Genomic DNA, 23256 nt, shown 5'->3' with positions numbered 1-23256 from the left:
CGGAGGAATCCCGTTCTGATCCGCGAGAGTCCCGCCGTGACCGCAGCCCCCGCCGTCCGCACCGTCGATGTGCGCCATGAGCAGCTCGCGCGCGCCCTGTTCGCGGCGATCGCGGCGATCATGATCACGTTCTCGCCCGATCACTCCGCGAGCGTCGGGATGTCGGTGTTCAGCGGTTTCGCCACCGCGTCGGCGATCGCGTTCTTCCTCTCGGCCTGGCTCGTCCACCCCGCGGGTCGCCGCCGGCTGCCGATCGTGCTCGGCTCGCTGACCCTCGTCGGTGCGATCCTCGGCGGACTGCCGCCGTTGCGCACCCCGATCGGCTTCTTCGCCGTCGTCGTCTCGTGGGCGGCCGTCACCGGCGCGATCGAGCTGGCCGCAGGCATCCGTCGTCGTCGCCGCGAACCCGTCGCTCGCGACCAGATCCTCATCGGCGCGCTCGGGCTGGCGCTGGCCCTCGGGCTGCTGCTCGTCAACCCCGCCTACAGCCTCGAGTACGTCATCGCCGAGGCCGGCGGCGCCTACACCCTCACCGGCATCACCATCGGCGTCGGCATCTTCGGCGGGTACGCCGCCGTGATCGCGGTGTTCCTCGGCATCGCCGGCTTCTCGCCGCGTGCGCCGCGCTCCGCAGAGAGCGTCGAGGCCACGGCATCCGCTTCCCCGCACAACGTCAATCCGGAGGTCGCATCGTGACCGGCGATCAGCCCACCCGTCGCGAGATCATGCGGCCGCTCCACCTGCTGGGGCTCGCCTTCGCCGCCGCCGTGTTCTCGGGCGTCATCACGCTCGTCTCGATGGGCGCCTTCCAGGCGATCCCGCAGGAGTCGGTGCAGCGCGCCATCGTCATGGCTCTCATCGTCGCGGGCATCGCGTTCATCGCGACGCTCGTGATCATCGCGCTGCTGATGCTCGCGGTCGACCCGGCGCAGGTGTCGAAGCGGGTGGATCGACCCGTCCTGTATCCCGACGAGACTCCGGATGCCGGCACCGACAGCGGCTCCACCGGCGGAGCGCACGGCCGCTGACGGCTCCGGCGCCCCGCCGCGACAGGGGGTCAGCCCAGGCGGTCGACGAGCTCGTCGGCGAGACCGGCGTAACCCGCGGGCGTGAGCGCCAGCAGGCGCTCCTTCGCGGCGTCGCCGATGTCGAGTCCGCGCACGAACTCCGCGAGCTCGGGGGCCCCGACGCGCCGGCCGCGCGTGAGGTCCTTCAGCAGTGCGTAGGGATCGGTGATCTGCGAGCGCCCCGCCGCGATCTCGGCGCGGACGACGGTCTGGATCGCCTCGGCGAGGACCTCCCAGTTCGCGTCGAGGTCGGCGAGCAGCACGTCGCGCGACAGCGAGATCTCGGTGAGTCCGCGCTGGAGGTTGTCGAGGGCCAGCAGCGAGTGGCCGAAGGCGACCCCGATGTTGCGCTGCGTCGTCGAGTCGGTGAGGTCGCGCTGCATCCGGCTCGTGACGAGCGTCGAGGCGAGGGTCGAGAACAATCCGCCCGAGATCTCGAGGTTGGCCTCGGCGTTCTCGAAGCGGATCGGGTTGATCTTGTGCGGCATCGTCGACGAGCCCGTCGCACCGGCGACGGGGATCTGCGCGAAGAAGCCGAGCGAGATGTACGTCCAGACGTCGGTGGCGAGGTTGTGCAGGATGCCGCCGGCGTGACGCACGCGGTCGTAGAGCTCGACCTGCCAGTCGTGAGACTCGATCTGCGTCGTCAGGACATTGAAGTCGACGCCGAGGCCCTCGATGAACGAGCGCGACAGCTCGGGCCAGTCGACGTCGGGCTCGGCGGCGAGGTGGGCCGACCAGGTGCCGGTCGCGCCCGAGAACTTCGCGAGGTACTCCCCGCCCTCGATCTGCCGCGCGACGCGGGCGAGGCGCCACGCGAACACCGCGATCTCCTTGCCCATCGTCGAGGGAGTCGCGGGCTGGCCGTGGGTGCGCGAGAGCATCGGGGCGTCCCGGTGCTCGCGCGCCAGGTCGCCCAGCGCCTCGATGACGGCGTGGAGCTTCGGGAGCCAGACGCTGTCGACGGCGCGCTTGACGGTGAGGGCGTAGGAGGCCGAGTTGATGTCCTCGCTCGTGCACGCGAAGTGCGTGAGTTCGGCGATCGCGTCGAGCCCCAGGGCCGACAGACGGTCGCGGACGAGGTACTCGACGGCCTTGACGTCGTGGCGGGTGACCGCCTCCTTCGCCGAGAGCCAGTCGATCTCGGTCTGGCCGAAGTCGCGGTACAGCCGGCGCAGCTCGGTCTTCTGCTCGTCGGAGAGCGGCGCGCTTCCGAACAGCGAGCGGTCGGTCAGCGCGATGATCCACTCGACCTCCACCTCGACGCGGGCGCGGTTCAGGCCTGCCTCGGAGAGGTAGTCGGCGAGCGAGCCGACGGCGGCGGCGTAGCGTCCGTCGAGGGGGCTGAGGGGCTGCGGGGGCAGAGAGGTCACGAGGCTCCGTTCGTTGACGGGCGCTCAGGACGTGGTGCGGATCGCGGGTTCGAGCTGCCGGAAGAGCGCCCGGCTCGCGCTCTCGATCATACCGAGCACCTCATCGAACATTCCGGCGTCGGCGTAGTAGGGGTCGGGGACATCGAGGTTGCCGGCCGCCTGCGGGTCGAACGACAGCAGCAGACTGACCTTGTCGGCATCCGAGGTCGTCCGCGCCCAGTTCGCGAGCACGCGTTCGTGCGACCGGTCGAGAGCCACGATCAGGTCGAACCGGTCGAAGTCGACGAGGGTGAACCGGCGGGCCCGATGGCGTCCGCCGTCGAAGCCGCGTCGCTCGAGTGCGGCGAGCGTTCGCGCGTCGGCGGGCTCGCCGACGTGCCAGTCGCCGGTTCCGGCGCTCGCGGACGCGACGCGGTCGCCGAGACCGGACTGCTCCACGAACCAGCGGAACACCACGTCGGCCATCGGCGATCGGCAGATGTTGCCCGTGCAGACGAACATGACGCGGAAGGGGTCGTCGCGTCGGGTCACCGTCCCATTGTGGGGGATGCCGCGTTTCCTGCACAGGCACGATCTGTGACGATCGGCGCACAGCGATACGCCGTCCGGGCACCCGCGAGCGCGGCGCTCGTCAGGGTGGGGAGGGTGTCACGTGAAACCTCAGCCCGCGAGCATTCCTCGGACGATGTCCTCGACACGGCGGTCCGCGCACGCGCGCGGCTCTCCCGCGTCCGACGCGATCTCGAGGGGATCCGGCGCGCCGGGGCGGTTCTCGCGGTCGCGACCGCCTGGCGGGCTCGCGCCGCCGACGCGTACCGCGAGGGACTGGCGTCGTGGCGCGATCGCCTCGACGAGAGCGCCGCGCACCTGGAGGCCTTCGATGACGAGCTGCGGTCCGTCGTCGCGCGCCTCGAGATGCAGGGTGAGCTGCTTCGTCGGTCGGTCCGGTGACCGGCGCGGACGGGATCGACATCCGCTCCGGCGGAATCGTCGCCGTCGACACCGCCGAGCTCCGGGAGGCTGCTCTCGAGCTCGCGGCCCTCGCCGGAGAGCTCGACGCGCTCCAGCGCGAGGTCGAGTCGGTGACGATCGAACTCGCCTGGCACCCGGAGACGGCCTGGAGCCCCGTCGAGATCGGCGGAAGCGTCGTCCGCGCCCTCGCCGACACCGTGCACGCCGCCGGTCGGCTCGCTGCGGGCCTTCGCGAGATGGCCGACGTGTACGAGATCCTCGAGTTGGAGGCGGCGCGCGCCGCGGGGACGGCGGGTGGGGACGTGCGCGCCCTGTTCGTCCTCGAACGACGACTGGCGGAGGCGCGCGAGCGGATGCCGGAGGCCGCCGCCCGAGCGGACGTCCTCGCCGCCGCGTGGCCCTTCCGCCGCCATCTCGAGCTCGAGCTGCAGATCGCGCAGGCCGGGGCGGGCTTCGGGCTGATCGGGTTCGTCGCCCCGCTGGTCTCGGGCTCCGTCCTCGGGTTGGCGGGCGTGCTCGGTCTCGGCCGGGTGGAGCGGGCCGAGCGCTCGGCGGGTCCCGTTCCGAGCGTCGATCTCGAGCGGGTCGCGGCGCCGCCGGCATCCGCTCCGGTGGATCTCGCCGACCTCGCCGCGCGCATCCCGCAGGATCGCGACGAGCAGATCCGGGTGGAGCGCTACGTCGATCCGGGCGGCGCGCAGCGCTTCGCGGTGTACGTCGCAGGAACCCGTGCGCCGCTCGGCTTCGGCGGCGACGAACCGATGGACATGGCATCCAACATCGACCTCTACACCGGGCAGCGGGCGGCGTCGGTCGAGGCCGTCGCCGCGGCGCTGCGCGAGGCGGGGGCGAAGCCCGGCGACACCGTGCTCGCGGTCGGCCATTCGCAGGGCGGCGCCGCCGTGGCGCGCCTCGCGCTGGAGAGCGAGTTCGCCGTGGCGGCCGTCGTGACCCTCGGATCGCCGGTTCACGTGGACCCGCCCGCCGACACGATCGACATCACGCTGCGTCACACCGACGACCCGGTTCCGGCGCTGCAGTCGGGCGGGCATCCGGCGGGCACCGGCGCGCCGGGCAGCTTCGTCGCCGAGCGTGTGGCCGATCCGGGCGGATCGCCGGGCGACGTCGGGCTCGGCGCCCACGGCGTCGACGCCTACCGGGCGACGGCCGCGTTCGTCGACGGTTCCGGGGATCCGCGGGTGGCGCAGATCCACGGCCTGCTCGCCTCATTCGGCGGGGCGAGCCGCGCCACCACCACGCTCTTCCACGCCCGGCGGTCGGGCTGAGACCGCGTGCTCGTCGGCCGGGACGCCGTCAGTCGCGTCGTCAGTCGTGCCGGCGCGAGCGGCGCGCAGCGCGCGCGTCCGCGCTCGGGCGGAAGAACATGCCCGCGACCCAGTTGATGAGACCGATGACGATCGCGGCCAGGACGGCGAGCCAGAAGTCGCCGATGCGCAGACCCCAATCCCATCCCGAGGTGACCCAGCCGGTGAGCCACAGCAGGAAGCCGTTGATCACGAAGGAGATGAGGCCGAGCGTGAGGATGTAGAGCGGGAACGCGAGCAGCTTCACGACCGTCCCCACGATCGCGTTGACGAGTCCGAAGATGAGCGCGATGAGCAGCAGCGTGAGGACGAGCTGCAGGTCGCCGCCCGGCGGGAACGCGATGACGCTCACCTGCAGCGCCGGGATGAGCGTGACGATCCAGATCGCGAAGGCGTTGACGATCAGCCGGATGATGAGGCTCATAGTGCCGCCAGTCTGCCACGGCGGCCGAGGCGCGGCATCCGCTCGACACGCGCACTCCGTAGACTCGCGCTGTGACCGACCTGCCCGTGCGCATCCGACCCGAGATCGCGGCGCTGCCCGCCTACCGCCAGGGGCGTCAGGCCTCCGCCGACGCGTTCAAGCTGTCGAGCAACGAGAACCCGTTCGACCCGCTGCCCGGCGTCGTCGAGGCCGTGCGCGCGGCGACGACGTTCAACCGCTACCCCGACGCCTCGGCGGCACGGCTGCGTGCGCGCCTCGCCGACCGGTACGCGGTGGCACCCGACGGGGTGCACGTCGCTGCCGGATCGGTGTCGATCCTCTACCAGCTCGCCTCGGCGACGAGCGGTCCGGGCGACGAGATCATGTTCGCCTGGCGCTCGTTCGAGGCATACCCGGGACTGGCCGCCGTCGCCGGCGCGACGGCCGTCCCGGTGCCGCTGACCGCCGACGCGGGGCACGACCTCGACGCGATGGCGGATGCCGTCACCGACCGCACGCGCATGATCATCGTCTGCAGCCCGAACAACCCCACCGGTCCGGTGGTGTCGCAGGCCGCGTTCGACGCCTTCGTCGCCCGGGTTCCGGGTGACGTCCTGATCGTGCTCGACGAGGCGTACGCCGAGTTCGTGACCGACCCCGACGCCGTGACCGGAGCCGCGGTCCTCGGCGCCGGCCACGCGAACGTCGTCGTGCTGCGCACCTTCTCGAAGGCCTATGGTCTCGCGGGCCTGCGCGTCGGCTACGCGATCGGCGACCACCGCATCCTCGACGCCGCCCGCAGCACCGGCATCCCGCTCTCGGTGACGGCCCAGGCCGAGGAGGCCGCGCTCGCGAGCCTCGACGCCGAGGATGAGCTGCTCGAACGCGTGCGGCACATCGCGAAGCGGCGTGACGCGCTCGCCGAGGCGCTGCGCACCGCGGGCTGGGACGTGCCGGTCGCGCAGGGCAACTTCGTCTGGCTCCCCGTCGGCGAGCGGGCGCTGGAGGTCGCCGAGGCCTTCGACGCCGCGGGACTCATCGTCCGCGCGTTCGCCGGCGACGGCGTGCGCATCTCGATCGGCGAAGAGGAGTCGACGGCCGGCATCCTGGCCGCCGCGGCATCCGTCGTCCGCTGACCCGGCGGCGCCTGTCGCCCCGGTCGGTCGGCCGCGCGGACGCGTCTGCGCGTGCCGCGATGCAAGGGATCTGCGGCGACACCCCGAGCGGGATGTCGATCCCGCGGCGCGTCGGCCCCGATGCCGTGCATCGCGGTCCGCCGGCCGACCTCGGCCCGTCGGCCGCCTCGGGGCTACCCGCCGCCGTGGCCGCGGCGCCGGAGCGCGCGCAGGTAGCGGCGGCGCACCACCACCTGCACGACCCGGACCGCCGGATAGGCGAGGCGCCAGAACCGCGACGGCGCCGGTCGCGACCGCGACCGCAGGGTGAACAGCACCTCGTCGCCGCGGCGGGTGAGGAGGAACGTCTCCTCGCCCTCCAGCGGATGGCCGGGGAGCGCGAGGTACACGTATCCCACGCGATCGGGCTCGTCGACGACCGCGACGACCGCGACAGGCTCGCGGAGCAAGAACCGGCCGACGCCGGCCTCGAGCCAGTGTCGTCCGCCGACGGCCGCGGGCACGTCGTCGGGGACCACCCGGAATCCGGAGCGCGTCTTGACCCGCCAGGCCAGCAGGTCGCCACGGGCACGTCGCCACGCGGCATCCCCCGTCCCCACCCGCACGGTTCTCTCGAACCTGCGGAAGCCGCCCGGCGCGGCGTTCCACTCGTCACGGTGCGGCAGGCTCATGCGCCCAGCATCCCACCGCGGCGCGTACGCGGATGCAAGGATTCCGCGGCGACACCCCGGTCCCGAGGCGGCCGGCGCGGGGTGTCGCCCTTGATCCCTTGCATCGCGGCACGGCACGGCGGGGCACGGCGGGGCGCGGCGGGGGTCAGGCGGGCGTGAAGCCGAGCTTGTCGGCGCCGCGGGCGATCCACGGATGCCGGGAGAACGCGTCCCACACGAGGGTGGATCCGAGCGCGGCGGCACCGAGCAGCGCCGTCGCCCCCTTGTTCAGCCCGTAGCGCGGTGCGGCGTACCAGGGCTCCTCGCCCTCGAGGTTCACACCGTCCGTGGCGCCCCACTCGTTCCACGCCTCCGGGTGCTCGTCGCGCAGCACGCGCAGCGCCGGGCTCACGTCGTCGGGAGCGAGCTGCAGCGCGCCGAACAGCGACACCGGCGGCACCGTCCCGTCGACGTGCGGTTCGCGCAGCGCCGGTCGCGCGCCGTTCACCACGTAACCGCCGGGCCCGAGCCCCGCGGCGGGTCCCCACAGCCCGCTCGCGAACGTCCGCCACCGGTCGGACTGATCGGCGCACCAGGCCTTCGAGGCCAGCGACGCTTCACGGGCGTTGGCCCACCAGTCGCGTCCGTCGAGGTCGCGCACACGCTGGAAGGGATAGAACGCGAGCGGGAAGTGGTACGTGAACAGCGTGCCTGCGGGCTCGTGCACGCACGCGTGGCCGCCGTACGCGCCGACCGGCTTGTCGAAGCCGCGCCAGAGATCGCGCGCGAGGTCGGCCGAGACGGCGTCGTGCCCCGCGGCGAGCAGATACATCGGCAGCTGCTCGGCCGTCATCGACCAGGCGCTGACGAAACCGGCATCGTCGGCGCCGTCGGCGTAGTCGTCTTCGCGGTCGGCGACCCAGGCCATGCGCACGACGGTCCTTTCGCCGGAGTCGTCGATGATCCAGTTCCAGTCGATGCGCCCGAGCAGCCGGTCGACGCGGTCGGCGATCCCGCGCCCGGCGTCGCCGTCGCCGTCGAAGAAGGATGCCGCGGCGACAGCACCGCACAGGGCCAGGGTCGTGTCGATGGTCGAGTACTCCGACCGCCCCTGCCGCTCCCCGGTGCCGGCGTCGACGAAGTGCGCGAGGAACCCGCCGCGCTGGGGCACCGACTCCTCGAGGGTGCGGAGGGTCGCGGCGACGCGGTCGCGCACGGCATCGCGCGCGAGGACGCCGCGCTCGACACCGACGCACCAGGCCGCGAGCGCGAAGCCCGTCGCGGCGACGGTGGCGACTCCCGGCAGGTCGTCGCGGTCGAGCACGAGCCCGCAGCCGGGGCTGTCGAGGTCGGCGGTCGCGTGCTGCCAGAGCCAGCGGATCGAGGCGTCGACCTCGCGTTCGGTCAGCTCTCGGATGTCATCGGGCAGCGGGGCGGTCGGGGCGCTCGGGGCGGACGCGGGACGGGGGGTGCTCACGCGGCGGTCCTCTTCTCGAAAGGGTTGGGGATGGCATCCAGCAGCTGCCGGGTGTACTCGGCCTGCGGGTTGTCGATGACCTCGGCGGCGGGGCCGGACTCGATGAGCTCACCACCGCGCAGCACGAGGGCGTGGTTGGCGAGGCTCTTCGCCGACAGCAGGTCGTGGGTGATGTAGAGCATCCCGACGCCGTGATCGGCGACGAGCGACTGCAGCACCTCGAGGATCTCGGCGCGGATCGACACGTCGAGGCTCGCGATCGGCTCGTCGGCCACGACGAGTCGCGGTTCGGCCGCGAGCGCCCGTGCGATCACGACGCGTTGACGCTGCCCGCCCGAGAGCTCGTGCGGCAGGCGCCCGAGGTAGCGGCCGGCCGGGGTGAGCCCGACCTGCTCGAGCAGGCTCGCCGATCGCTCGACCGCCTCGCGCCTTCCGACGTGCAGGAAGTTCGCCAGCGGCCTCGCGAGCGAGTAGCCGACGGTGAGGGTCGGATTGAGCGCGGCATACGGGTCCTGGAAGACGTACTGCACGTTCCGCCGGTACTCGCGGGCGAGCCGGCCGCGCAGGGCCGTGATGTCGTGCGGCTGCCCGTCGGCCCGGCCGTAGTACCGCACCGAGCCCGACGTCGGATCGTCGATGCGCGTGAGGATGCGGGCGATGGTCGACTTGCCCGATCCGGACTGGCCGACGAGGGCCGTCACCTCGCCTTCGCGGAGTGTGAACGAGACGTCCTTCACGGCGTCGACGTGCTCGGTGCGCAGACCCTGCCGCTTCGAGAACCGGCGGTGCAGGTCCTCGACCTCGATGATCGGCGCGTGCTCGACCGGCGCCTCGTCCGACACCTCGGCGGGCGTCTCGAGTTCGGCGCCGGAGTAGCCGGTGACGTCCTCGCCGAGGAGTTCCGCGTAGGACCCGACCAGGTGGATCGAGTACGGATGCCGCGGGCCGCTGGTCACGGCATCCTGAGCGCTGATGTCCTCGACGATCTCGCCCTCGTACATGACCGCCACGCGATCGGCGAAGTCGAGGAGCGTGCCCATGTCGTGCGTGATGAGGATCGCGCCGAAGCGCTCCCGCTCCTGCAGCTCGCGGATCTTGTCGAGGATTGACTTCTGCACGACGACATCGAGTCCCGTGGTCGGCTCGTCGAAGAGCACGAGCTGCGGCTTCAGGGCCAGCGCGAGCGCGAGGTTCACGCGCTGCTTCATTCCGCCCGAGAGCTCGTGCGGGAACATGTCGAGGAAGCGCGCGTCGACCCTCACGAGGTCGAACAGCTCCTCGGCGCGTTCGCGGGAGGCCGCGGCGCCGGCGCCGGTGTGCTCGGCGAGGATGTCCTCGAACATCTTCCGCACCCGCACGACGGGGTTGAGCGAGTTCATGCTCGATTGGAACACCGTCGACACGTACGACCACCGGAGCGGCCGCAGCTCGTCCTCGTCGAGCGTCGTGACGTCCCGGTCGCCCCAGCGGATGGAGCCGCCGGTGATGTGCCCCGGGCTCCGCAGCAGCCGGAGCACGGCCTGCGCGAAGGTCGTCTTGCCCGAGCCCGACTCCCCGGCGAGGCCGACGAACTCGCCCGGGGCCACCTGCAGCGACACGTGCTTGACGGCGTCGAGGGCGGGACCGAGCTTCGGCCGGTACTGCACCGACAGGTCGTGGACGTTCAGAACGGATGCGCCTGGCAGAACGGATGCGGCGGTCATGACTTCTCCTCTTCGCGCAGGTGCGGGTTGCTCAGCATGTCGACGCCGAAGTTCACGAACGTCAGCGACGTCATGAGCAGCGCCAGCATCACGCCCGGGGCGACGAGCCACACCCACAGGCCCTGGACGAGGGCGCCGTTGGCGTTGGCCTGGGCGAGCATCTGGCCCCAGCTGACGGTGTTCGGATCGCCGAAGCCCATGAACGACAGGCCGGCCTCGGCCGCGATGGCCGCCGTCGCCGCGCCGATGAAGCCCGACACGATGAGGGACGACATGTTCGGCATGATCTCGCGGAAGACGATGCGCAGCATCCCGTCGCCGCCGAACCGCGCGGCGGTGACGTAGTCGCGGTTGCGCATCGAGATGATGAGCGACCGCATCTCGCGCGAGGCGCCCGCCCAGCTCGTGATCGCGATGACGAACACGAGGAGTCCGAGGCCGCGGGTCTCGCTGTAGGCGACGATCACCATCATGAGCGGCAGCACCGGGATCACGAGTGCGAGGTTCGTCAGGAACGACAGCACGTCGTCGAGCAGGCCTCCCTCGCGGTAGCCCGCGAGCAGGCCCACGACGATCGCGATGACGATCGTGGCCAGACCTCCCAGCACGCCGATCGCGAACGAGAGCCGCGTGCCGTGGACGAGCTGCGTCCAGATGTCGTAGCCGAGGGTGTTGGTGCCCATCCAGTGGGCCCAGCTCGGATCCTGCGCCGGGGCGAACGTCGCATCGGTCGGCCGGTAGGGCGAGAGCAGGTCGGCGAAGATCGCGACGAGCAGGAACACCGCGAGCATCACGATGCCCACGCGGGCCTTGCGGCTCGACCAGATCACCGCGTACCAACGCGCGGGGCGGACGATCGCGACGACCTCCTTCGTCGACGCGTCGTCGTCGGTCAGGCGCCGGCGGAAGGTGCGGGTCGGCTGCGTGCGCTCCGGCTCGATGCGGGCCGGTTGCGGCATGGACGCCGGCTGGGGGAGGGGGGTCTCATCGGACATTCCGGAGGGAGACATGGCTGTCACCTGCCTTTCACGCCTTGGCCCGGCGGGCCCGCGGATCGATGAGCGGATAGATGAGGTCGACGATGAAGTTCGCCGTCAGGACGATGACGATCGTCGCGAGCAGGATCGCCTGCATCAGGGGGAAGTCGCGGTTCGAGGTCGCCTCGCCCATAAGGCGTCCCATGCCGGGGTAGTCGAACACCGTCTCGATGAGGATCGAGCCGCCCATCAGGACGCCGAGCGACAGGGCGAACCCGGTGACGACCGGCAGCAGGGCGTTGCGGGCGGCGTAGCCGAGCGCGAGAGTGCGTCCCTTGAGTCCGGCCGCGGCGCCGAGGCGGATGTAGTCCTCGCCGAGCACCTGCACCATCGTGTTGCGCATCGAGAGGATGAACCCGATGGGCGCCGTGACCATGAGCGTCAGCGCGGGCAGGAACCCGTGCGAGACGACGTCGGCGATGTGCAGCGGCGAGAGCCCCGGCGTCGTGTAGCCGTAGCCGCCGGATGCCGGGAACCACCCGAGCGTGTAGGCGAAGACGAACAGGACGATGAGGCCGATCCACACCGACTGCAGGTTGCCGACGAAGGTCGAGCCGACCGAGATCGTCGCGTCGAACCGGCTGTTGCGCCGCCAGGCCGCGACCGCGCCGAGCAGGGTGCCGAGCACGAACGAGAGCACCTGGGTCAGTCCCACGAGGACGAGGGTCCAGGGCAGCGCCTGGCCGATGACCTCGGCGACGGGGTAGGGGAAGTACGTGAACGACGTCCCGAGGTCTCCCGAGGCGAGCTGCCTGAGGTAGTCGACGTAGGCCACGAAGACGTTGTCGTTCGAGTAGCCGAGCATCGTCTTGACCGCGGCGACCTGCGCCGGGTCGATCTCGCCCTGCCCGTTGAGCTGACGCACCATGATCTCGGCCGGGTCGCCGGGCTGCAGGCGCGGGATGATGAAGTTCAGCGTGATCGCCGCCCACAGGGTGAGCAGGAAGTAGCCGGTCTTGCGCGCGTAGTAGACCATCGCTCAGTCCTCCGCGTCGCCGGCGGCTCCGGCATCCGTCGCGCCGGGAGGGCGCAGCTCGGGTGCGATGCGGATCAGCTGGTCGACCGGGTAGGGGTTCTCGTCGCTCGGCCAGCCGACCGCGTTGTTCGTGCGGTAGATGAGTCGGCTGGGTGCGTACTGCAGCGCGATGTAGGGGAACTCGGTCATGAAGACATCCATGATCCGGCCCTCGATCTCGGCCGTGCGGCTGTCATCGGTGGTGTTCGTCCACTCCTCGACGAGCGCGTCGATCTCGGGGTCGACGTACCGCGCGCGGTTCAGCAGCAGCTCCTGCTCGCTCGAGATCTGCGAGCTCTGCAGCTTGGCCCCGAGGTCGCGGGCGCGCTGGCACCCGCCGCTGACGAAGTCGACGGTCATGTCGAAGTCGCCGGCCTTCTGCATGCCCTCGATGGCGTTGGGGTCGGTCGTGACCATCCGCACCTGCACACCGACGTCGGCGGCGTTGCGGGCGACGACGTCGGCCATCGCGATGACGTCCATCCAGCCGGCCTGGACGCTGAAGACGAACGACAGCGGCTGACCGCTCTCGTCGACCCGCCAGCCGTCGTCGCCGCGCGGGTAGCCGGCGGCGTCGAGCAGTTCGTTCGCGCGGTCGGGGTCGTAGGGGATGAACTCCCGACCGCGCCACTTCTCGGGGATGTCCTGCTCCTGGAAGGGCAGCAGCAGCATCGTCTGGCTCGCCGGCTCCATGATGCCGAAGCTCGCCCGCTGGCTGAGCGCATCGCGGTCGAGCGCGTAGGCGAACGCCTCGCGGAAGTTCCGGTCGTTCAGCACCGGGCGTTCGGTGTTCAGCGCGAGCACGGTAGTCGCGTCCGGCGGGTAGAAGAAGTGCGCGTTCTCGGGGTCTGGTGCGACCACCGAGCGGTTCGGATTGGGGATATCCCCGCGGTACAGGTCGAGCGCGCCGCTGCGCAGCTTCAGCGCGCCGGAGTTCGCGTCGTACTGACCCTCGAGCGACAGGCGCTGGACCTTGATCTCGTCGGCGTTCCAGTAGTTCTCGTTGCGCTCGAGGACGAGCCGGCGCCCGTTGTAGGACTCGGGGGTGAAGGGGCCGGTGGCGATGCCCTGCTCGTCGACGAACAGTGTCGGGTCGCCGTGGGGCGCGTAGATGTGCTCGGGGAGGATCTTCGTCGTCTGCAGGATCGCGTCGGTCTTCGGCACGGCGGCCCCGGCGAAGTCGAAGACGACGGTGTGGTCGTCCTGCGCCGTGACGCTCTCGGCCGGGGCGCCGAAGAAGTCGCCCCAGAGCCCGGCCTTGTCGGCGGCGGGGTACTCCTTGCCGACCATGAAGGTGTAGACGACGTCGTCTGCCGTGAAGGGCTCGCCGTCGCTCCATTCGACGCCTTCGCGCAGGGTCATCACGAGCCGGTCGGGCTGCTCCCACTCGTAGCCGGTCGCGAGCCACGGCACGGCCTCGCAGGTGAAGCGGTCGCGGATCATGAGCGGCTCGAACAGCCAGCTCTGGACCGTCGCGTTGGGGGAGAGCCAGTTGTAGTTGAGCAGTCCCTGCACCGATCCGCCGGCCTCGGACGGCATCCGGATCTCGGCGATCATGCCCTCCTCCGCCGGCGGCGGGGGGACGAGCCCGACGTTCGCGCACGCGGACGTCGCGAGCAGCGCCGTGACGGCGGCTGCGCTGACAGCCGCTCTCGTGCGTGTCCTCATCGTGGAACCTCCTCGTTCCCTCGATGCGGCCGGACCTGCGCGGGCCGGTCGCGGTGGTGATCAGTTCGGAGCGTGCTCCGGCTCGCAACCGCACGATTCCCGCACGACAAGGCGCGTCGGCAGGATCGTGTTGTCGTCGATCGGGTCGCCGAGGGCGCCGGCGGCGGCGCGGGCGCCGAGCTCGGCGGTCGGCTGGAAGACCGTCGTCAGTCGCGGCGAGGCGATCTCGGCGAGCGACTGGTCGTCGAAGCCGGTCACCGCGACGTCCGCGGGGATCCGGTGGCCGAGCCCCGGCAGCGTCGCGAGCATGCCGATCGCGAGCTCGTCGTTCGCGCAGACCAGGGCGTCGGGCAGGTCGGCCTCGTCGTGGAGCAGGCGCGCGGCGACCGCGCCGCTGCGCACATCGAGGCCGAGGCGGAGCGGCTCGCCCGCCTCGGTGAGGCCGCGCTCGGCGAGGGCGTCGCAGAAGCCGGCGTACCGCCAGGCGGTGTCGGGAGAGCCGTCGGGCTCGCCGACGAAGCGCATCCGGCGGTAGCCGTGCACGTCGGCGAGGTGGGACGTCAGCTCCGCGGCGGCGCGACGGCCGTCGGTGACGACCGTCGGCGCCCCCTCGACCTCGCCGGCGACGACGATGACGCGGCCGGTGGCGGCGAGGGCGGCGAGCTCGTCGTCGGGCAGGGTGCCGCCCGCGATGATGAGTCCGTCGGTGCGTTCGGCGAGCCGGCGCACGGCGTCCGCGGCATCCGGTCGCAGGTGCGTGCCGAGCACGTTGATGACGACGCCGCGCTGGACGGCGACGGATTCGGCGCCCTCGATCAGCTGCGCGAAGTAGGGGCCGCCGAGGCCCGGGAGCACGATGCCCAGCGTGCTGGTGCGCTGGTACGACAGCGCGCGGCCGAGGGCCGAGGGGCGGTAGCCGAGACGGTCGATGGCGCGCTGCACGCGCTGCTTGGTCTCGCTGATGACCCGCGGATCGTCGTGCGTCACGCGCGAGACGGTCGCGACCGAGACGCCGGCCTCGCGGGCGATGTCTCGGATCGTCGGGCGGGTCGACGTGTTCGACGGATGCCGGCGGCTCGCGCCGCGCTGCGATTCGGTCATCTGCGCGCACCTCCTCGTGCTGATCGCTCGAGCACCCGGCGATGTAACCGGATACACGAGCCGACCATACGCCGTGTATCCGGTTACATCAACCCCTCGCTCTCGGAGTCCGGGAAGGATGGGACGGGTGTCCACGCTCATCGTCACCGCTCATCCCGATCCGTCGTCGCTCACGCACGCCGTCGCCACCCGCCTCGCGGAGGACCTCTCGGCGGCGCATGAGCCGGTCGAGGTCGCCGACCTCGCCGCCGAGGGCTTCGACCCCCGCTTCACCCTCGCCGATCGCCGTTCGTACGTCGTCGCGGGCGAGTATCCGGGCGATGTCGCCGCCGAGATGGCCCGGATCGACCGGGCGGACCACCTCGTCCTGGTGTTCCCCGTCTACTGGTGGTCGATGCCCGCGCTGCTGAAGGGCTGGATCGACCGCGTGTTCGTCAACGGGTGGGCTTTCGGTGTCGGGGAGGGCGACAGCATCCGCCCCGGGATGCAGCGACTGACGACGCATCTCGTCCCGATCGCCGCGTCGGATGCCGCTCTCTACGACCGGCGGGGGTACGACACGTCGCTGCGCACGCAGATCGAGAACGGCATCGTCGACTACTGCGGCAGCCGCCGGGGAGTCACGGCGTTCCTGCACGAATCCGAGAGCGAGGGTGTCGCCGCACGGCTGGACGCCGTCGTCGCCGAGGTCGCGGGCGCGATCCGGGGGTGATCCGCGCGGCGCGACCTGTGATTCGCGGCCCGCGACGGCTCCGGGGGTGGATGTAACCGGATACATCGGGTAGCGTCTGCCGCCAGATCGATGGCACCGCTGCAGGAGGACCCCGCGATGACGACACCGCTGCTCGCCGACCGCCTCGACCGGATCGTGCTGTACCAGGTCTACCCGCAGAGCTTCGCCGACGCCGACGGCGACGGGATGGGCGACCTCGACGGCGTCGCGGCACGCCTCGACTACCTCGCCTGGCTCGGCGTCGACGCCGTGTGGCTGAACCCCGTGTTCGTCTCGCCCTTCCGCGACGGCGGCTACGACGTCGCGGACTTCCAGCGCGTCGCCGAGCGCTACGGCGGCGATGCGGCGATGGACCGGCTGCTCGATGAGGCGAACCGGAGGGGGATCGGGATCGTGCTCGACCTCGTCGCCGGCCACACCTCCGACGAGCACCCGTGGTTCGCGCGGGCGCTCGGCGACGAGGGCGACGGCCGGTACGTGTTCAGTCCGGTCGCGGCCGAGGGGTTCGTGCCGGTGCCGTCGGGTGATCGAGGGTTCTATCGGCCGAACTTCTTCGACTTCCAGCCCGCGCTGAACTTCGGCTACGCCCGGCCCGATCGCGACGAGCCGTGGCGCCAGCCCGTCGACGCCGAGGGCCCCCGCCGCAATCGTGACGCCCTCGTCGAGATCGTCCGCCACTGGTACGACCGCGGGGTCGCGGGCTTCCGCGTCGACATGGCCGCCTCCCTCGTCAAGGACGATCCCGGGCACGTCGAGACGGCGAAGCTGTGGCACGAGGTGCACCGACGCCTCGACCACCACCACCCCGGCCGCATCCTGCTGTCGGAGTGGGGCGACCCCGCGCGCGCCGTTCCGGCGGGCTTCGACGTCGACTTCTTCCTGCAGTTCGGCGGCGACTCCGACGGGCTCCCGCTGAAGTCGCTCGTCGAGAACGGATCCGGAACGGTGCACGAGGCGTGGCCCGCCCGGGCGCCATGGGCGGATGCCGCCGGCCGGGGCGACGCGGCGGATTTCGTCGCGGCGGCCGCCGAAGCACGCGAGGCGATCGCCGCGGCCGGAAGCGTCGGCATCGCCGGTCTGCCGACCGCGAACCACGACTTCTCCCGGCTCGTCTGCGGAGAGCGCACCGCCGAGCAGGTGCGGCCGTCGCTGCTGCTCGTCTGCACCTGGGCGGCGATGCCCGCGATCTACTACGGAGACGAGATCGGCATGCGATACGTGCCCGGCCTCGAGTCCCGCGAGGGCTCGTCGCTCGGACCGACCTACGAACGAGCCGGCTCGCGGACGCCGATGGCCTGGGGTGACGACGAGCTCTTCGGGCGGGCCGCGTCCGACTCGCGATATCTGCCGGCCGACCCCGATCCCGCCGCTCCCACGGTCGCGGCGCAGCGCGACGACCCGGACTCGCTCCTGACGTTCGTGCGTGCCGCGATCGCGCTGCGCCGCAGCGATCCGCGGCTGTCGGCCCGGAGCGAGGTGGAGGTCCTCGAGACCGCCTACCCGTTCGTCTACCGCCGCGGCGGGTCGCTTCTCGTCGCCCTCAACCCCTCGGCCACGCCCCGCACGTTCGCGGCGGGCGGCGGGCCGATCATCCTCGGCCACCGCGCGCGGACGGATGCCGCCGGCATCCTGCATCTGGATGCCTTCGGGTGCGCGGTTGTCGATCTCCGAACCGAACCCGACGAGAGGACGACAGACGCATGACGACCTACACCGGCCCGGCCACCGGCGCCCCCGACGGTTTCCTCTGGGGGGCCTCGACCGCCGCCCACCAGATCGAGGGCGGCAACGTCAACACGAGCCACTGGGAGTTCGAGTACGCCGACGACACGACGGTCGCCGAGCCCTCCGGCGACGCCTGCGACTCGTATCACCGCTACCCCGAAGACATCGCGCTCCTCGCGGCTTCGGGCCTGCGCGCCTACCGGTTCTCGATCGAGTGGGCACGGATCGAGCCCGAGAAGGGGGTCGTCTCGCGAGCTCAGCTCGATCACTACCGGCGCATGATCGACACGTGCCGGGATGCCGGCGTCGAACCGGTCGTGACGCTGCACCACTTCACGGTGCCGCGCTGGCAGGGACGGGACGGCGGCTGGTACGCCGACGACGTCGTCGACCGGTTCCGGCGATACACCGAGACCGCGACGCGGATCCTCGACGACGTCGAGTGGGTCGTGACGATCAACGAGCCGAACATGATGGTGAACCAGACCGAGGCGAAGATCGACACCGAGCAGGGCGTCAACTTCCCCGGGCCCTCTCCGCACGTCGCCCGCGTGATCGCCGATGCCCACCACGCCGCGACCGAGGTGCTGCGCGGCTTCGGGGGCGTGAAGTCGGGATGGACCGTCGCGAACCAGGTCTATCAGGCGCTGCCGGGCTCCGAGCGCAAGCGCGACGAGTGGGGCTACTGGCGCGAGGACTTCTACCTCGAGCAGGCCCGGAACGACGATTTCATCGGCGTGCAGTCGTACCTGCGGACCATCATCGGGCCGGACGGGCCGGTGCCGTTCCCGGACGACGTCGAGCGGACGCTCACGGGGTGGGAGTACTACCCCGAGGCGCTCGGCCACGCGCTCCGTCATACGCGCGAGGTGACCGGCGGCGTCCCGATGCTCGTGACGGAGAACGGCATGGCGACCGCCGACGACGCGCGGCGGATCGACTACACCACGGGGGCGCTGCAGGGCCTCGCCTCGGCGGTCGCCGACGGGTGCGACATCCGCGGGTACCTGCACTGGTCGCTGCTCGACAACTACGAGTGGGGGTCGTACCGCCCGACCTTCGGCCTCGTGCACGTCGACCACGACACGTTCGAGCGCACCGCCAAGCCGAGCCTCGGATGGCTCGGCGACCTGGCCCGGCGGAACGTGCTGCCCGCGGCCTGACGCGGCGCTCGGCGGTGCATGCGCGCCGGAGGCAGGCGATCCTGCCTCCGCAGGACGTTCGGTCGCGATTCGTCCTGCGTCAGCCGGATCGCCTGTCTTCGCGGCGCGTCAGTCCCGAGGCAGCGACGCCACCAGGTGCCGAGCGCGCCGGGTGAGGAGCCGTCGGAGGTACGGAACCAGGATCAGTCGCTCGGCGAGCGTGCCGAAGATCGGCGACGCGATCGTCACGCGGTCGAGCATGACGGTCGCGCCGCCGTCCCGTCGGAAGAGATGCTCGTGACGGAACTCCCGGAACGGCCCGCGGACCTGCTCGTCGACGAATCGTCCGGGCCGGTCGAGTGAGGTGACCCGCGAGGTCAGAGTGAACGGGATGCCGAAATGCCACGCGCGCCAGGTCACGCTCTCGCCGAGCCCGATCCGGCCGGACGTCACCCCGGCCACCGCGCGCTCGCGCGTTCCCGGCATGGACGAGATATGCGCGTCGATGTCGAGCGAGGCGTCGAAGAGCTTCACGAGCGCGACAGGTGCCCGGGTCTCGATCTCGAACGTCGTGGTCACTCCGCGATCATCGCATCCGGCGCCGGCCGTGCCCCGGCGATCAGTCGTCGAGATCGGTGCGGAGCACGGCGCCCGCCGCGTCGAGCTCGACGTCGACGGTGCGTCCGTCGGCGACGAGGATCGTCACGTCGAACGGGGAGCGGCTGTCGTCGTCCGCGTCGACGTCCACGACCCGGCCGCCGGCGGCGGCGGATTCGGCCAGGGCGGCGTCGACGATCGAGCGGAGGGTCGCGGCATCCAGGATGTTCCGCGGCGCGGTGTCGTCGCCGTCGGGGGCCTCCGTCTCGCGCACGGCCGCGGAGCCGTCGGCGGCGACGCGCACCTCGGTCTCACCGCCGTCCGCACCGCGCAGCGTCACGTCCCAGCTGCCGTCGCGGTTCGCGTCGATCGAGACGGGCTGGCCCTCGGCGACCGCGCTCGCCGCCTGCGCGACCTCGTCGAGCTCGTCGGCGGATGCCGCGCCCCAGGCGCTCGCGGTCGTGCCGGTCGTGCCGGTCGTGCCCGGGGCGTCGGTCGCGCCCGTCGCGCCGGTCGTGCCCGTCCTGTCGTCCACCCGTGCGCTCGCGCGGTCGTCGTCATCGTCGTCGTCGGCGATGGCGGCGCCCACCGCGACACCGCCACCGGCCAGCAGGGCTGCGCCCAGAACGGCACCGCCGGCGATGAGGGCGAGGCGCCCGCGACGCTTCGGCGCGGGGGCGGCCGCGGCGGTCGTCGGCTCGACGGGAGCCGCCGGCTCGATGGGGATGGTCGGCTGGTTGTCGGGGGTGTGGTTCGTCTCGGTCATGATCCGATCGTGCCCAGGGGGTGCTGAAGCACTCCTGAAGCGACCTGAAGGCGGCTTCAGCTTCCGGATGCCGCGGGCAGCTCGACCGTGAACCGGGCCCCGCCGAGGGGACCGTCGCCGATCGCGACCGACCCGCCCGCCGACGTCGCGACACCGTGGACGATGGCGAGACCGAGTCCGCTGCCCCCGGCATCCCGCGCCCGTCCCTCATCGAGGCGGACGAATCGCTCGAAGACGCGTGAGCGCTCGTCCTCGGGAATGCCCGTGCCGTCGTCGTCGACGGTCAGCACGACGCGGTCACCGCCGTGACCGACCGCGATCGCGACGCGCGACACCGCGTGCCGTGCGGCGTTGTCGGCCAGGTTGCGCACGAGCTGACCGAGCAGCCTCGGATCGCCCGTCACGCGGGCCGCGCCGATCCCCGACGCGTCCACGGCGACGCCTCGGGACCGCAGGCGAGCGACCTCTGCGAGGGCGATGTCGTCGAGATCGACGGCATCGGCGCGCCGTGGCGCCTGTTCGTCGAGGCGGGCGAGCAGCAGGAGTGCGTCCACGAGGTGCTGCATGCGCGCGCCCTCGTCCGTCACGACCCCGGCCAGATCGTCGAGCGAGCTCGCCTCGGGATGCGCCCTCGCGAGCTCGGCGTGCTGGCGGATGGTCGCGAGGGGCGAGCGCAGTTCGTGCGACGCGTCCGCAACGAAACGCCCCTGCGCCGCCGACGCGCTGTCGAGTCGGTCCAGCATCCGGTTCATGGTCACCGCCAGCGCCGCGATCTCGTCGCCCGACGGCGGCTCGGCGACGCGCCGATCGAGTCGGTCGGCGGTGATGGCCTCGACCTCGGCGCGGATGCGTGCGACGGGACGCAGCGAGCGGCCCACGACCCACCACGTCACGCCGGCGACGACGCCGACGACGGCGATCGTGGAGACCGTCAGCAGCATCGCGACCGTCGCCAGCGTCTCGCGGTCGTCCTCCACCGAGACCCCGAGGATCAGCTCACGGCCGCCGTCCGCATTCCCGCCGTCGACGTCCTCGCGGACGAGCAGCAGGGCGTCGCCGTCGACGTCGACGACCCTTCCGGACTCGACGCGGGGGAGCGCACGGTCGTCGGCGTCGTCGGAGGCGGCGATCACCCGGCCGGCGTCGTCGATCAGCTGCGCCGCGTCGTCCTCGATCGCCGCCACGACCCCCGGTCCGCCCGTCGCGATGCGCGCGGCGAGCTCCTCGGCGCGCGTCTCGGCCGCGCGCTCGGTCGCGGCGTGGATGCTGGCGCTCAGCACGAGGTGGAAGGCGAGCGACCCGACGATCATGACGATCGCCACCGCGACCGTGGCCAGCAGGGTGATGCGCGCGCGCAGGGACCGCGGGCGCCGCATCCGCTTCTGCGCAGCATCGGCGGCGGCGTCGGCGGCGACGCGATCAGCCACCGTCGGCCGCCAATCGGTAGCCGGCTCCGCGCACCGTCTCGATGGCATCCCGGCCGAACGGGCGGTCGACCTTGCGACGCAGGTGGCCGACGTAGACCTCGACGATGTTCGGGTCGCCGTCGAAGTCGTCGTCCCAGACCCCCGCGATGAGCGCGCGCTTCGACAGCACCTGCCCGCGGTGTCGGATCAGGTGCTCGAGCACGGCGAACTCGCGGGAGGTCAGCTCGATCGGCACGTCGCCGCGCCACACGCGTCGTGCGCCCGGATCGACGCGCAGGTCGCCGGCTTCGAGCGCGACGGGACGCTCGACCCCGCCCCGCCGGATGAGCGCGCGCAGCCGCGCGACGAGCACGGGGTAGGAGAACGGCTTCGTGACGTAGTCGTCGGCGCCCGTCTCGAGCGCCTCGACCTGGTCCCATTCGCCGTCCTTCGCGGTCAGCATGAGCACCGGGGTCCAGTTCTCCTCGGCGCGCAGCGCGGCGCACACCTTCCAGCCGCTCATCCCCGGCATCATCAGGTCGAGCACGATCGCGTCGTACCGCGTCTCGCGTGCGCGCCAGAGGCCGTCGACGCCGTCGTGGGCGACATCGACGGCGAAGCCCTCGGCCTCGAGGCCGCGTTTGATCCCGTCGGCGAGGCGCACCTCGTCATCGACCACCAGAACTCGCATCCCGCCCAGTGTGTCGCGCGCACGCTGAAGCGCGGCTGAAACGCGGCGGGGCGTGCGCGGATGCAAGGATTCTGCGGCGGCACGCCGGGCCGGAGGCGGTCGGGGCGGCGTGTCGGCCCTGATCCCTCGCATCGCGGCCCCGGGCGGCACGGGGTGACGCGCCGGCTGCGTCTCACGTGGGAGGCGCCTCCGGCGACCCGGTCGAGGCGCGCCACACGACGCGGCTCGTCGGGCCGTCGTGGAGCTCGGCCTCCTCGCCGCGCATCGCCGCGAGGAGGCGGCGCATCGCGTCGCTGCCGATGCGCTCGAGGTCGATCGCGACCGAGGTCAGGGCGGGGATGAGGAACGGCGCCGTGGCGACATCGTCCCAGCCGGTGACGCTCACCTCGGCCGGAACGCGCCAGCCGCGCGCCGTGACGGCGGCGAGCACGCCGGCCGCGACGAGGTCGTTCGCGGCGAGGATCGCGAGGGGCGGCGCGTCGTCGGGCAGCGTCGCGACGGCGGCGACCCCCGACTCTCCCGACCAGTCGCCGTCGTATATGCCCACCGACTCGAGCCCGAGGCGTTCGACCGTGGCAAGGTAGATCTCGCGCCGAGCCCGCGCCGACGCGAAGTCGCGCGCACCGGCGACGTGGAAGAAGCGGCGGTGTCCGGATGCGGCGAGCCGCTCGATGATCTCGGTCATCGCCGACCCGTCGGCCAGCTCGCCGATCCCGCGCATCTCGTCGTCGAGCTCGGCGGCGATGACGACGGTGGTCGCCGCCGGCATCCGCTCGACGGCTTCGGTATCCAGCGGGGCGAACGAGAGGACGCCCTCGACCTGTCCGAACTCGACGAGGTCCGACAGGCGCGCGCTGCGCGAGGCGGCACCGCCCTCGACGCTGATGACGTCGACGGCGTAGCCCGCCTCGTGCGCCACGGCGCTCGCGCCCGCGAGCATGCGCGCCGGGTTGAAGGCGACCGTCGGGATCAGGACGGCCAGCCGGCCGGTGCGACGCGTGCGCATCGACCGGGCGACCAGGTTCGGCCGGTATCCGAGCTCGTCGACGGCGGCGCTGACGCGCGCGACGGTCTGCGGCTTCAGACCTTCACCGGAGAAGCGCAGGTAGCGCGACACCGTCTGATGCGAGACGCCGGCCAGACGGGCGACGTCGAGAATGGTCGGCCGCTTCGCGGGAGGGACGCCCGGTGCGCTCATGGCCCCATCTTGACCCAAAACGTGATCGTTCACTAAGTTCGAGCGAAAGG

General features: G+C 71.9%; 23 protein-coding genes. 8 read left to right on the top strand and 15 right to left on the bottom strand.

The window, feature by feature from the left end; all coding sequences use genetic code 11:
• Positions 1–36: 36 nt before the first annotated feature.
• Entirely contained in the window at positions 37–696 is a 660-nt protein-coding gene (locus tag F6B42_RS01515) for an acyl-CoA synthetase (protein WP_223878283.1), read from the top strand.
• On the top strand, positions 693–1028 hold the full coding sequence (locus tag F6B42_RS01510; RefSeq protein ID WP_150417827.1) for an amino acid transporter: 336 nt from the start codon (positions 693–695) through the stop codon (positions 1026–1028). The genes F6B42_RS01515 and F6B42_RS01510 overlap by 4 nt, the downstream gene beginning before the upstream one ends.
• A gap of 29 nt (positions 1029–1057) precedes the next feature.
• Here the strand turns inward: F6B42_RS01510 and purB are convergent, their stop codons facing one another.
• Together purB and F6B42_RS01500 are read right to left on the bottom strand one after the other, a co-directional pair.
• Positions 1058–2440, bottom strand: a complete 1383-nt coding sequence (gene purB / locus F6B42_RS01505; protein ID WP_150417826.1) for an adenylosuccinate lyase — start codon at positions 2438–2440, stop codon at positions 1058–1060.
• Positions 2441–2464: 24 nt separating this feature from the next.
• Entirely contained in the window at positions 2465–2941 is a 477-nt protein-coding gene (locus F6B42_RS01500) for a low molecular weight protein-tyrosine-phosphatase (protein WP_150418616.1), read from the bottom strand.
• Between the two features lie 144 nt (positions 2942–3085).
• Between F6B42_RS01500 and F6B42_RS01495 the strand changes: the two genes are divergently transcribed.
• Positions 3086–3391, top strand: a complete 306-nt coding sequence (locus F6B42_RS01495) for a hypothetical protein (RefSeq protein WP_150417824.1) — start codon at positions 3086–3088, stop codon at positions 3389–3391.
• Positions 3388–4698: an alpha/beta fold hydrolase gene (locus F6B42_RS01490; protein WP_150417822.1), complete on the top strand. Its 1311-nt coding sequence runs from the start codon at positions 3388–3390 to the stop codon at positions 4696–4698. Before F6B42_RS01495 ends, F6B42_RS01490 begins: the two co-directional genes overlap by 4 nt.
• Positions 4699–4738: 40 nt before the next feature.
• Here the strand turns inward: F6B42_RS01490 and F6B42_RS01485 are convergent, their stop codons facing one another.
• The gene (locus F6B42_RS01485) at positions 4739–5161 is read right to left on the bottom strand and encodes a phage holin family protein (RefSeq protein WP_150417820.1); all 423 of its coding nucleotides are present in this window, start codon (positions 5159–5161) and stop codon (positions 4739–4741) included.
• Between the two features lie 71 nt (positions 5162–5232).
• On the opposite strand from F6B42_RS01485, the gene F6B42_RS01480 reads away from it, so the two are divergent.
• Positions 5233–6297: a histidinol-phosphate transaminase gene (locus tag F6B42_RS01480; RefSeq protein WP_150417818.1), complete on the top strand. Its 1065-nt coding sequence runs from the start codon at positions 5233–5235 to the stop codon at positions 6295–6297.
• A 173-nt stretch (positions 6298–6470) separates the two neighbouring features.
• Here the strand turns inward: F6B42_RS01480 and F6B42_RS01475 are convergent, their stop codons facing one another.
• The 7 genes from F6B42_RS01475 to F6B42_RS01445 form a co-directional block, all read right to left on the bottom strand.
• Positions 6471–6968: a DUF1990 family protein gene (locus F6B42_RS01475; RefSeq protein WP_150417816.1), complete on the bottom strand. Its 498-nt coding sequence runs from the start codon at positions 6966–6968 to the stop codon at positions 6471–6473.
• A 145-nt stretch (positions 6969–7113) separates the two neighbouring features.
• Positions 7114–8424: a glucoamylase family protein gene (locus F6B42_RS01470; RefSeq protein WP_150417815.1), complete on the bottom strand. Its 1311-nt coding sequence runs from the start codon at positions 8422–8424 to the stop codon at positions 7114–7116.
• Entirely contained in the window at positions 8421–10127 is a 1707-nt protein-coding gene (locus tag F6B42_RS01465; RefSeq protein ID WP_150417814.1) for an ABC transporter ATP-binding protein, read from the bottom strand. Before F6B42_RS01465 ends, F6B42_RS01470 begins: the two co-directional genes overlap by 4 nt.
• Positions 10124–11086 (bottom strand): ABC transporter permease, encoded by a 963-nt coding sequence (locus F6B42_RS01460; RefSeq protein ID WP_150417812.1) that lies wholly within the window; start codon positions 11084–11086, stop codon positions 10124–10126. Before F6B42_RS01460 ends, F6B42_RS01465 begins: the two co-directional genes overlap by 4 nt.
• A gap of 67 nt (positions 11087–11153) precedes the next feature.
• Complete coding sequence (locus tag F6B42_RS01455; protein WP_150417810.1) at positions 11154–12140, bottom strand: ABC transporter permease; 987 nt, start codon at positions 12138–12140, stop codon at positions 11154–11156.
• A gap of 3 nt (positions 12141–12143) precedes the next feature.
• Complete coding sequence (locus tag F6B42_RS01450) at positions 12144–13847, bottom strand: ABC transporter substrate-binding protein (RefSeq protein WP_150417808.1); 1704 nt, start codon at positions 13845–13847, stop codon at positions 12144–12146.
• Positions 13848–13907: 60 nt separating this feature from the next.
• A complete protein-coding gene (locus tag F6B42_RS01445) occupies positions 13908–14948 on the bottom strand; it encodes a LacI family DNA-binding transcriptional regulator (protein ID WP_191089236.1) in 1041 nt (346 codons plus the stop codon).
• Between the two features lie 127 nt (positions 14949–15075).
• Between F6B42_RS01445 and F6B42_RS01440 the strand changes: the two genes are divergently transcribed.
• The 3 genes from F6B42_RS01440 (at position 15076) to F6B42_RS01430 (ending at position 18569) form a co-directional block, all read left to right on the top strand.
• Positions 15076–15660, top strand: coding sequence for an NAD(P)H-dependent oxidoreductase (locus tag F6B42_RS01440; RefSeq protein WP_150417805.1), 585 nt, complete (start codon positions 15076–15078; stop codon positions 15658–15660).
• 90 nt (positions 15661–15750) lie between these two features.
• Positions 15751–17385 carry an alpha-amylase family glycosyl hydrolase gene (locus tag F6B42_RS01435; protein ID WP_223878282.1) on the top strand — a complete coding sequence of 545 codons (1635 nt, stop codon included), beginning with the start codon at positions 15751–15753 and terminating at the stop codon, positions 17383–17385.
• A complete protein-coding gene (locus F6B42_RS01430; protein ID WP_150417804.1) occupies positions 17382–18569 on the top strand; it encodes a glycoside hydrolase family 1 protein in 1188 nt (395 codons plus the stop codon). Before F6B42_RS01435 ends, F6B42_RS01430 begins: the two co-directional genes overlap by 4 nt.
• Before the next feature lie 108 nt (positions 18570–18677).
• On the opposite strand, the gene F6B42_RS01425 is transcribed toward F6B42_RS01430, so the two are convergent.
• From F6B42_RS01425 to F6B42_RS01405, 5 genes are all read right to left on the bottom strand, one after another.
• The gene (locus F6B42_RS01425) at positions 18678–19127 is read right to left on the bottom strand and encodes an SRPBCC family protein (RefSeq protein ID WP_150417802.1); all 450 of its coding nucleotides are present in this window, start codon (positions 19125–19127) and stop codon (positions 18678–18680) included.
• 40 nt (positions 19128–19167) lie between these two features.
• Complete coding sequence (locus F6B42_RS01420) at positions 19168–19911, bottom strand: hypothetical protein (RefSeq protein WP_150417801.1); 744 nt, start codon at positions 19909–19911, stop codon at positions 19168–19170.
• Positions 19912–19967: 56 nt separating this feature from the next.
• Positions 19968–21338 carry a sensor histidine kinase gene (locus F6B42_RS01415; protein WP_223878281.1) on the bottom strand — a complete coding sequence of 457 codons (1371 nt, stop codon included), beginning with the start codon at positions 21336–21338 and terminating at the stop codon, positions 19968–19970.
• Complete coding sequence (locus F6B42_RS01410) at positions 21331–22008, bottom strand: response regulator transcription factor (RefSeq protein WP_150417800.1); 678 nt, start codon at positions 22006–22008, stop codon at positions 21331–21333. Before F6B42_RS01410 ends, F6B42_RS01415 begins: the two co-directional genes overlap by 8 nt.
• A gap of 172 nt (positions 22009–22180) precedes the next feature.
• Entirely contained in the window at positions 22181–23206 is a 1026-nt protein-coding gene (locus F6B42_RS01405) for a LacI family DNA-binding transcriptional regulator (protein ID WP_150417799.1), read from the bottom strand.
• Between the last annotated feature and the right edge of the window lie 50 nt (positions 23207–23256).

Source organism: Microbacterium radiodurans (genome assembly GCF_008710705.1).
In the GTDB taxonomy this organism is placed as follows: Bacteria; Actinomycetota; Actinomycetes; order Actinomycetales; family Microbacteriaceae; genus Microbacterium; species Microbacterium radiodurans.
Note: the sequence above shows the minus strand (reverse complement) of the source record. Positions and strands in the feature narration are given on the sequence as shown.

What these genes read in the sequence shown, in the direction of transcription:
- F6B42_RS01500 (WP_150418616.1), bottom strand. Translation starts at nt 2,941, where the DNA reads ATGTTCGTCTGCACGGGCAACATCTGCCGATCGCCGATGGCCGACGTG.
- F6B42_RS01485 (WP_150417820.1), bottom strand. Translation starts at nt 5,161, where the DNA reads ATGAGCCTCATCATCCGGCTGATCGTCAACGCCTTCGCGATCTGGATC.
- F6B42_RS01475 (WP_150417816.1), bottom strand. Translation starts at nt 6,968, where the DNA reads ATGAGCCTGCCGCACCGTGACGAGTGGAACGCCGCGCCGGGCGGCTTC.
- F6B42_RS01465 (WP_150417814.1), bottom strand. Translation starts at nt 10,127, where the DNA reads ATGACCGCCGCATCCGTTCTGCCAGGCGCATCCGTTCTGAACGTCCAC.
- F6B42_RS01460 (WP_150417812.1), bottom strand. Translation starts at nt 11,086, where the DNA reads ATGCCGCAACCGGCCCGCATCGAGCCGGAGCGCACGCAGCCGACCCGC.
- F6B42_RS01455 (WP_150417810.1), bottom strand. Translation starts at nt 12,140, where the DNA reads ATGGTCTACTACGCGCGCAAGACCGGCTACTTCCTGCTCACCCTGTGG.
- F6B42_RS01450 (WP_150417808.1), bottom strand. Translation starts at nt 13,847, where the DNA reads ATGAGGACACGCACGAGAGCGGCTGTCAGCGCAGCCGCCGTCACGGCG.
- F6B42_RS01445 (WP_191089236.1), bottom strand. Translation starts at nt 14,948, where the DNA reads ATGACCGAATCGCAGCGCGGCGCGAGCCGCCGGCATCCGTCGAACACG.
- F6B42_RS01435 (WP_223878282.1), top strand. Translation starts at nt 15,751, where the DNA reads ATGGCACCGCTGCAGGAGGACCCCGCGATGACGACACCGCTGCTCGCC.
- F6B42_RS01430 (WP_150417804.1), top strand. Translation starts at nt 17,382, where the DNA reads ATGACGACCTACACCGGCCCGGCCACCGGCGCCCCCGACGGTTTCCTC.
- F6B42_RS01420 (WP_150417801.1), bottom strand. Translation starts at nt 19,911, where the DNA reads ATGACCGAGACGAACCACACCCCCGACAACCAGCCGACCATCCCCATC.
- F6B42_RS01410 (WP_150417800.1), bottom strand. Translation starts at nt 22,008, where the DNA reads ATGCGAGTTCTGGTGGTCGATGACGAGGTGCGCCTCGCCGACGGGATC.
- F6B42_RS01405 (WP_150417799.1), bottom strand. Translation starts at nt 23,206, where the DNA reads ATGAGCGCACCGGGCGTCCCTCCCGCGAAGCGGCCGACCATTCTCGAC.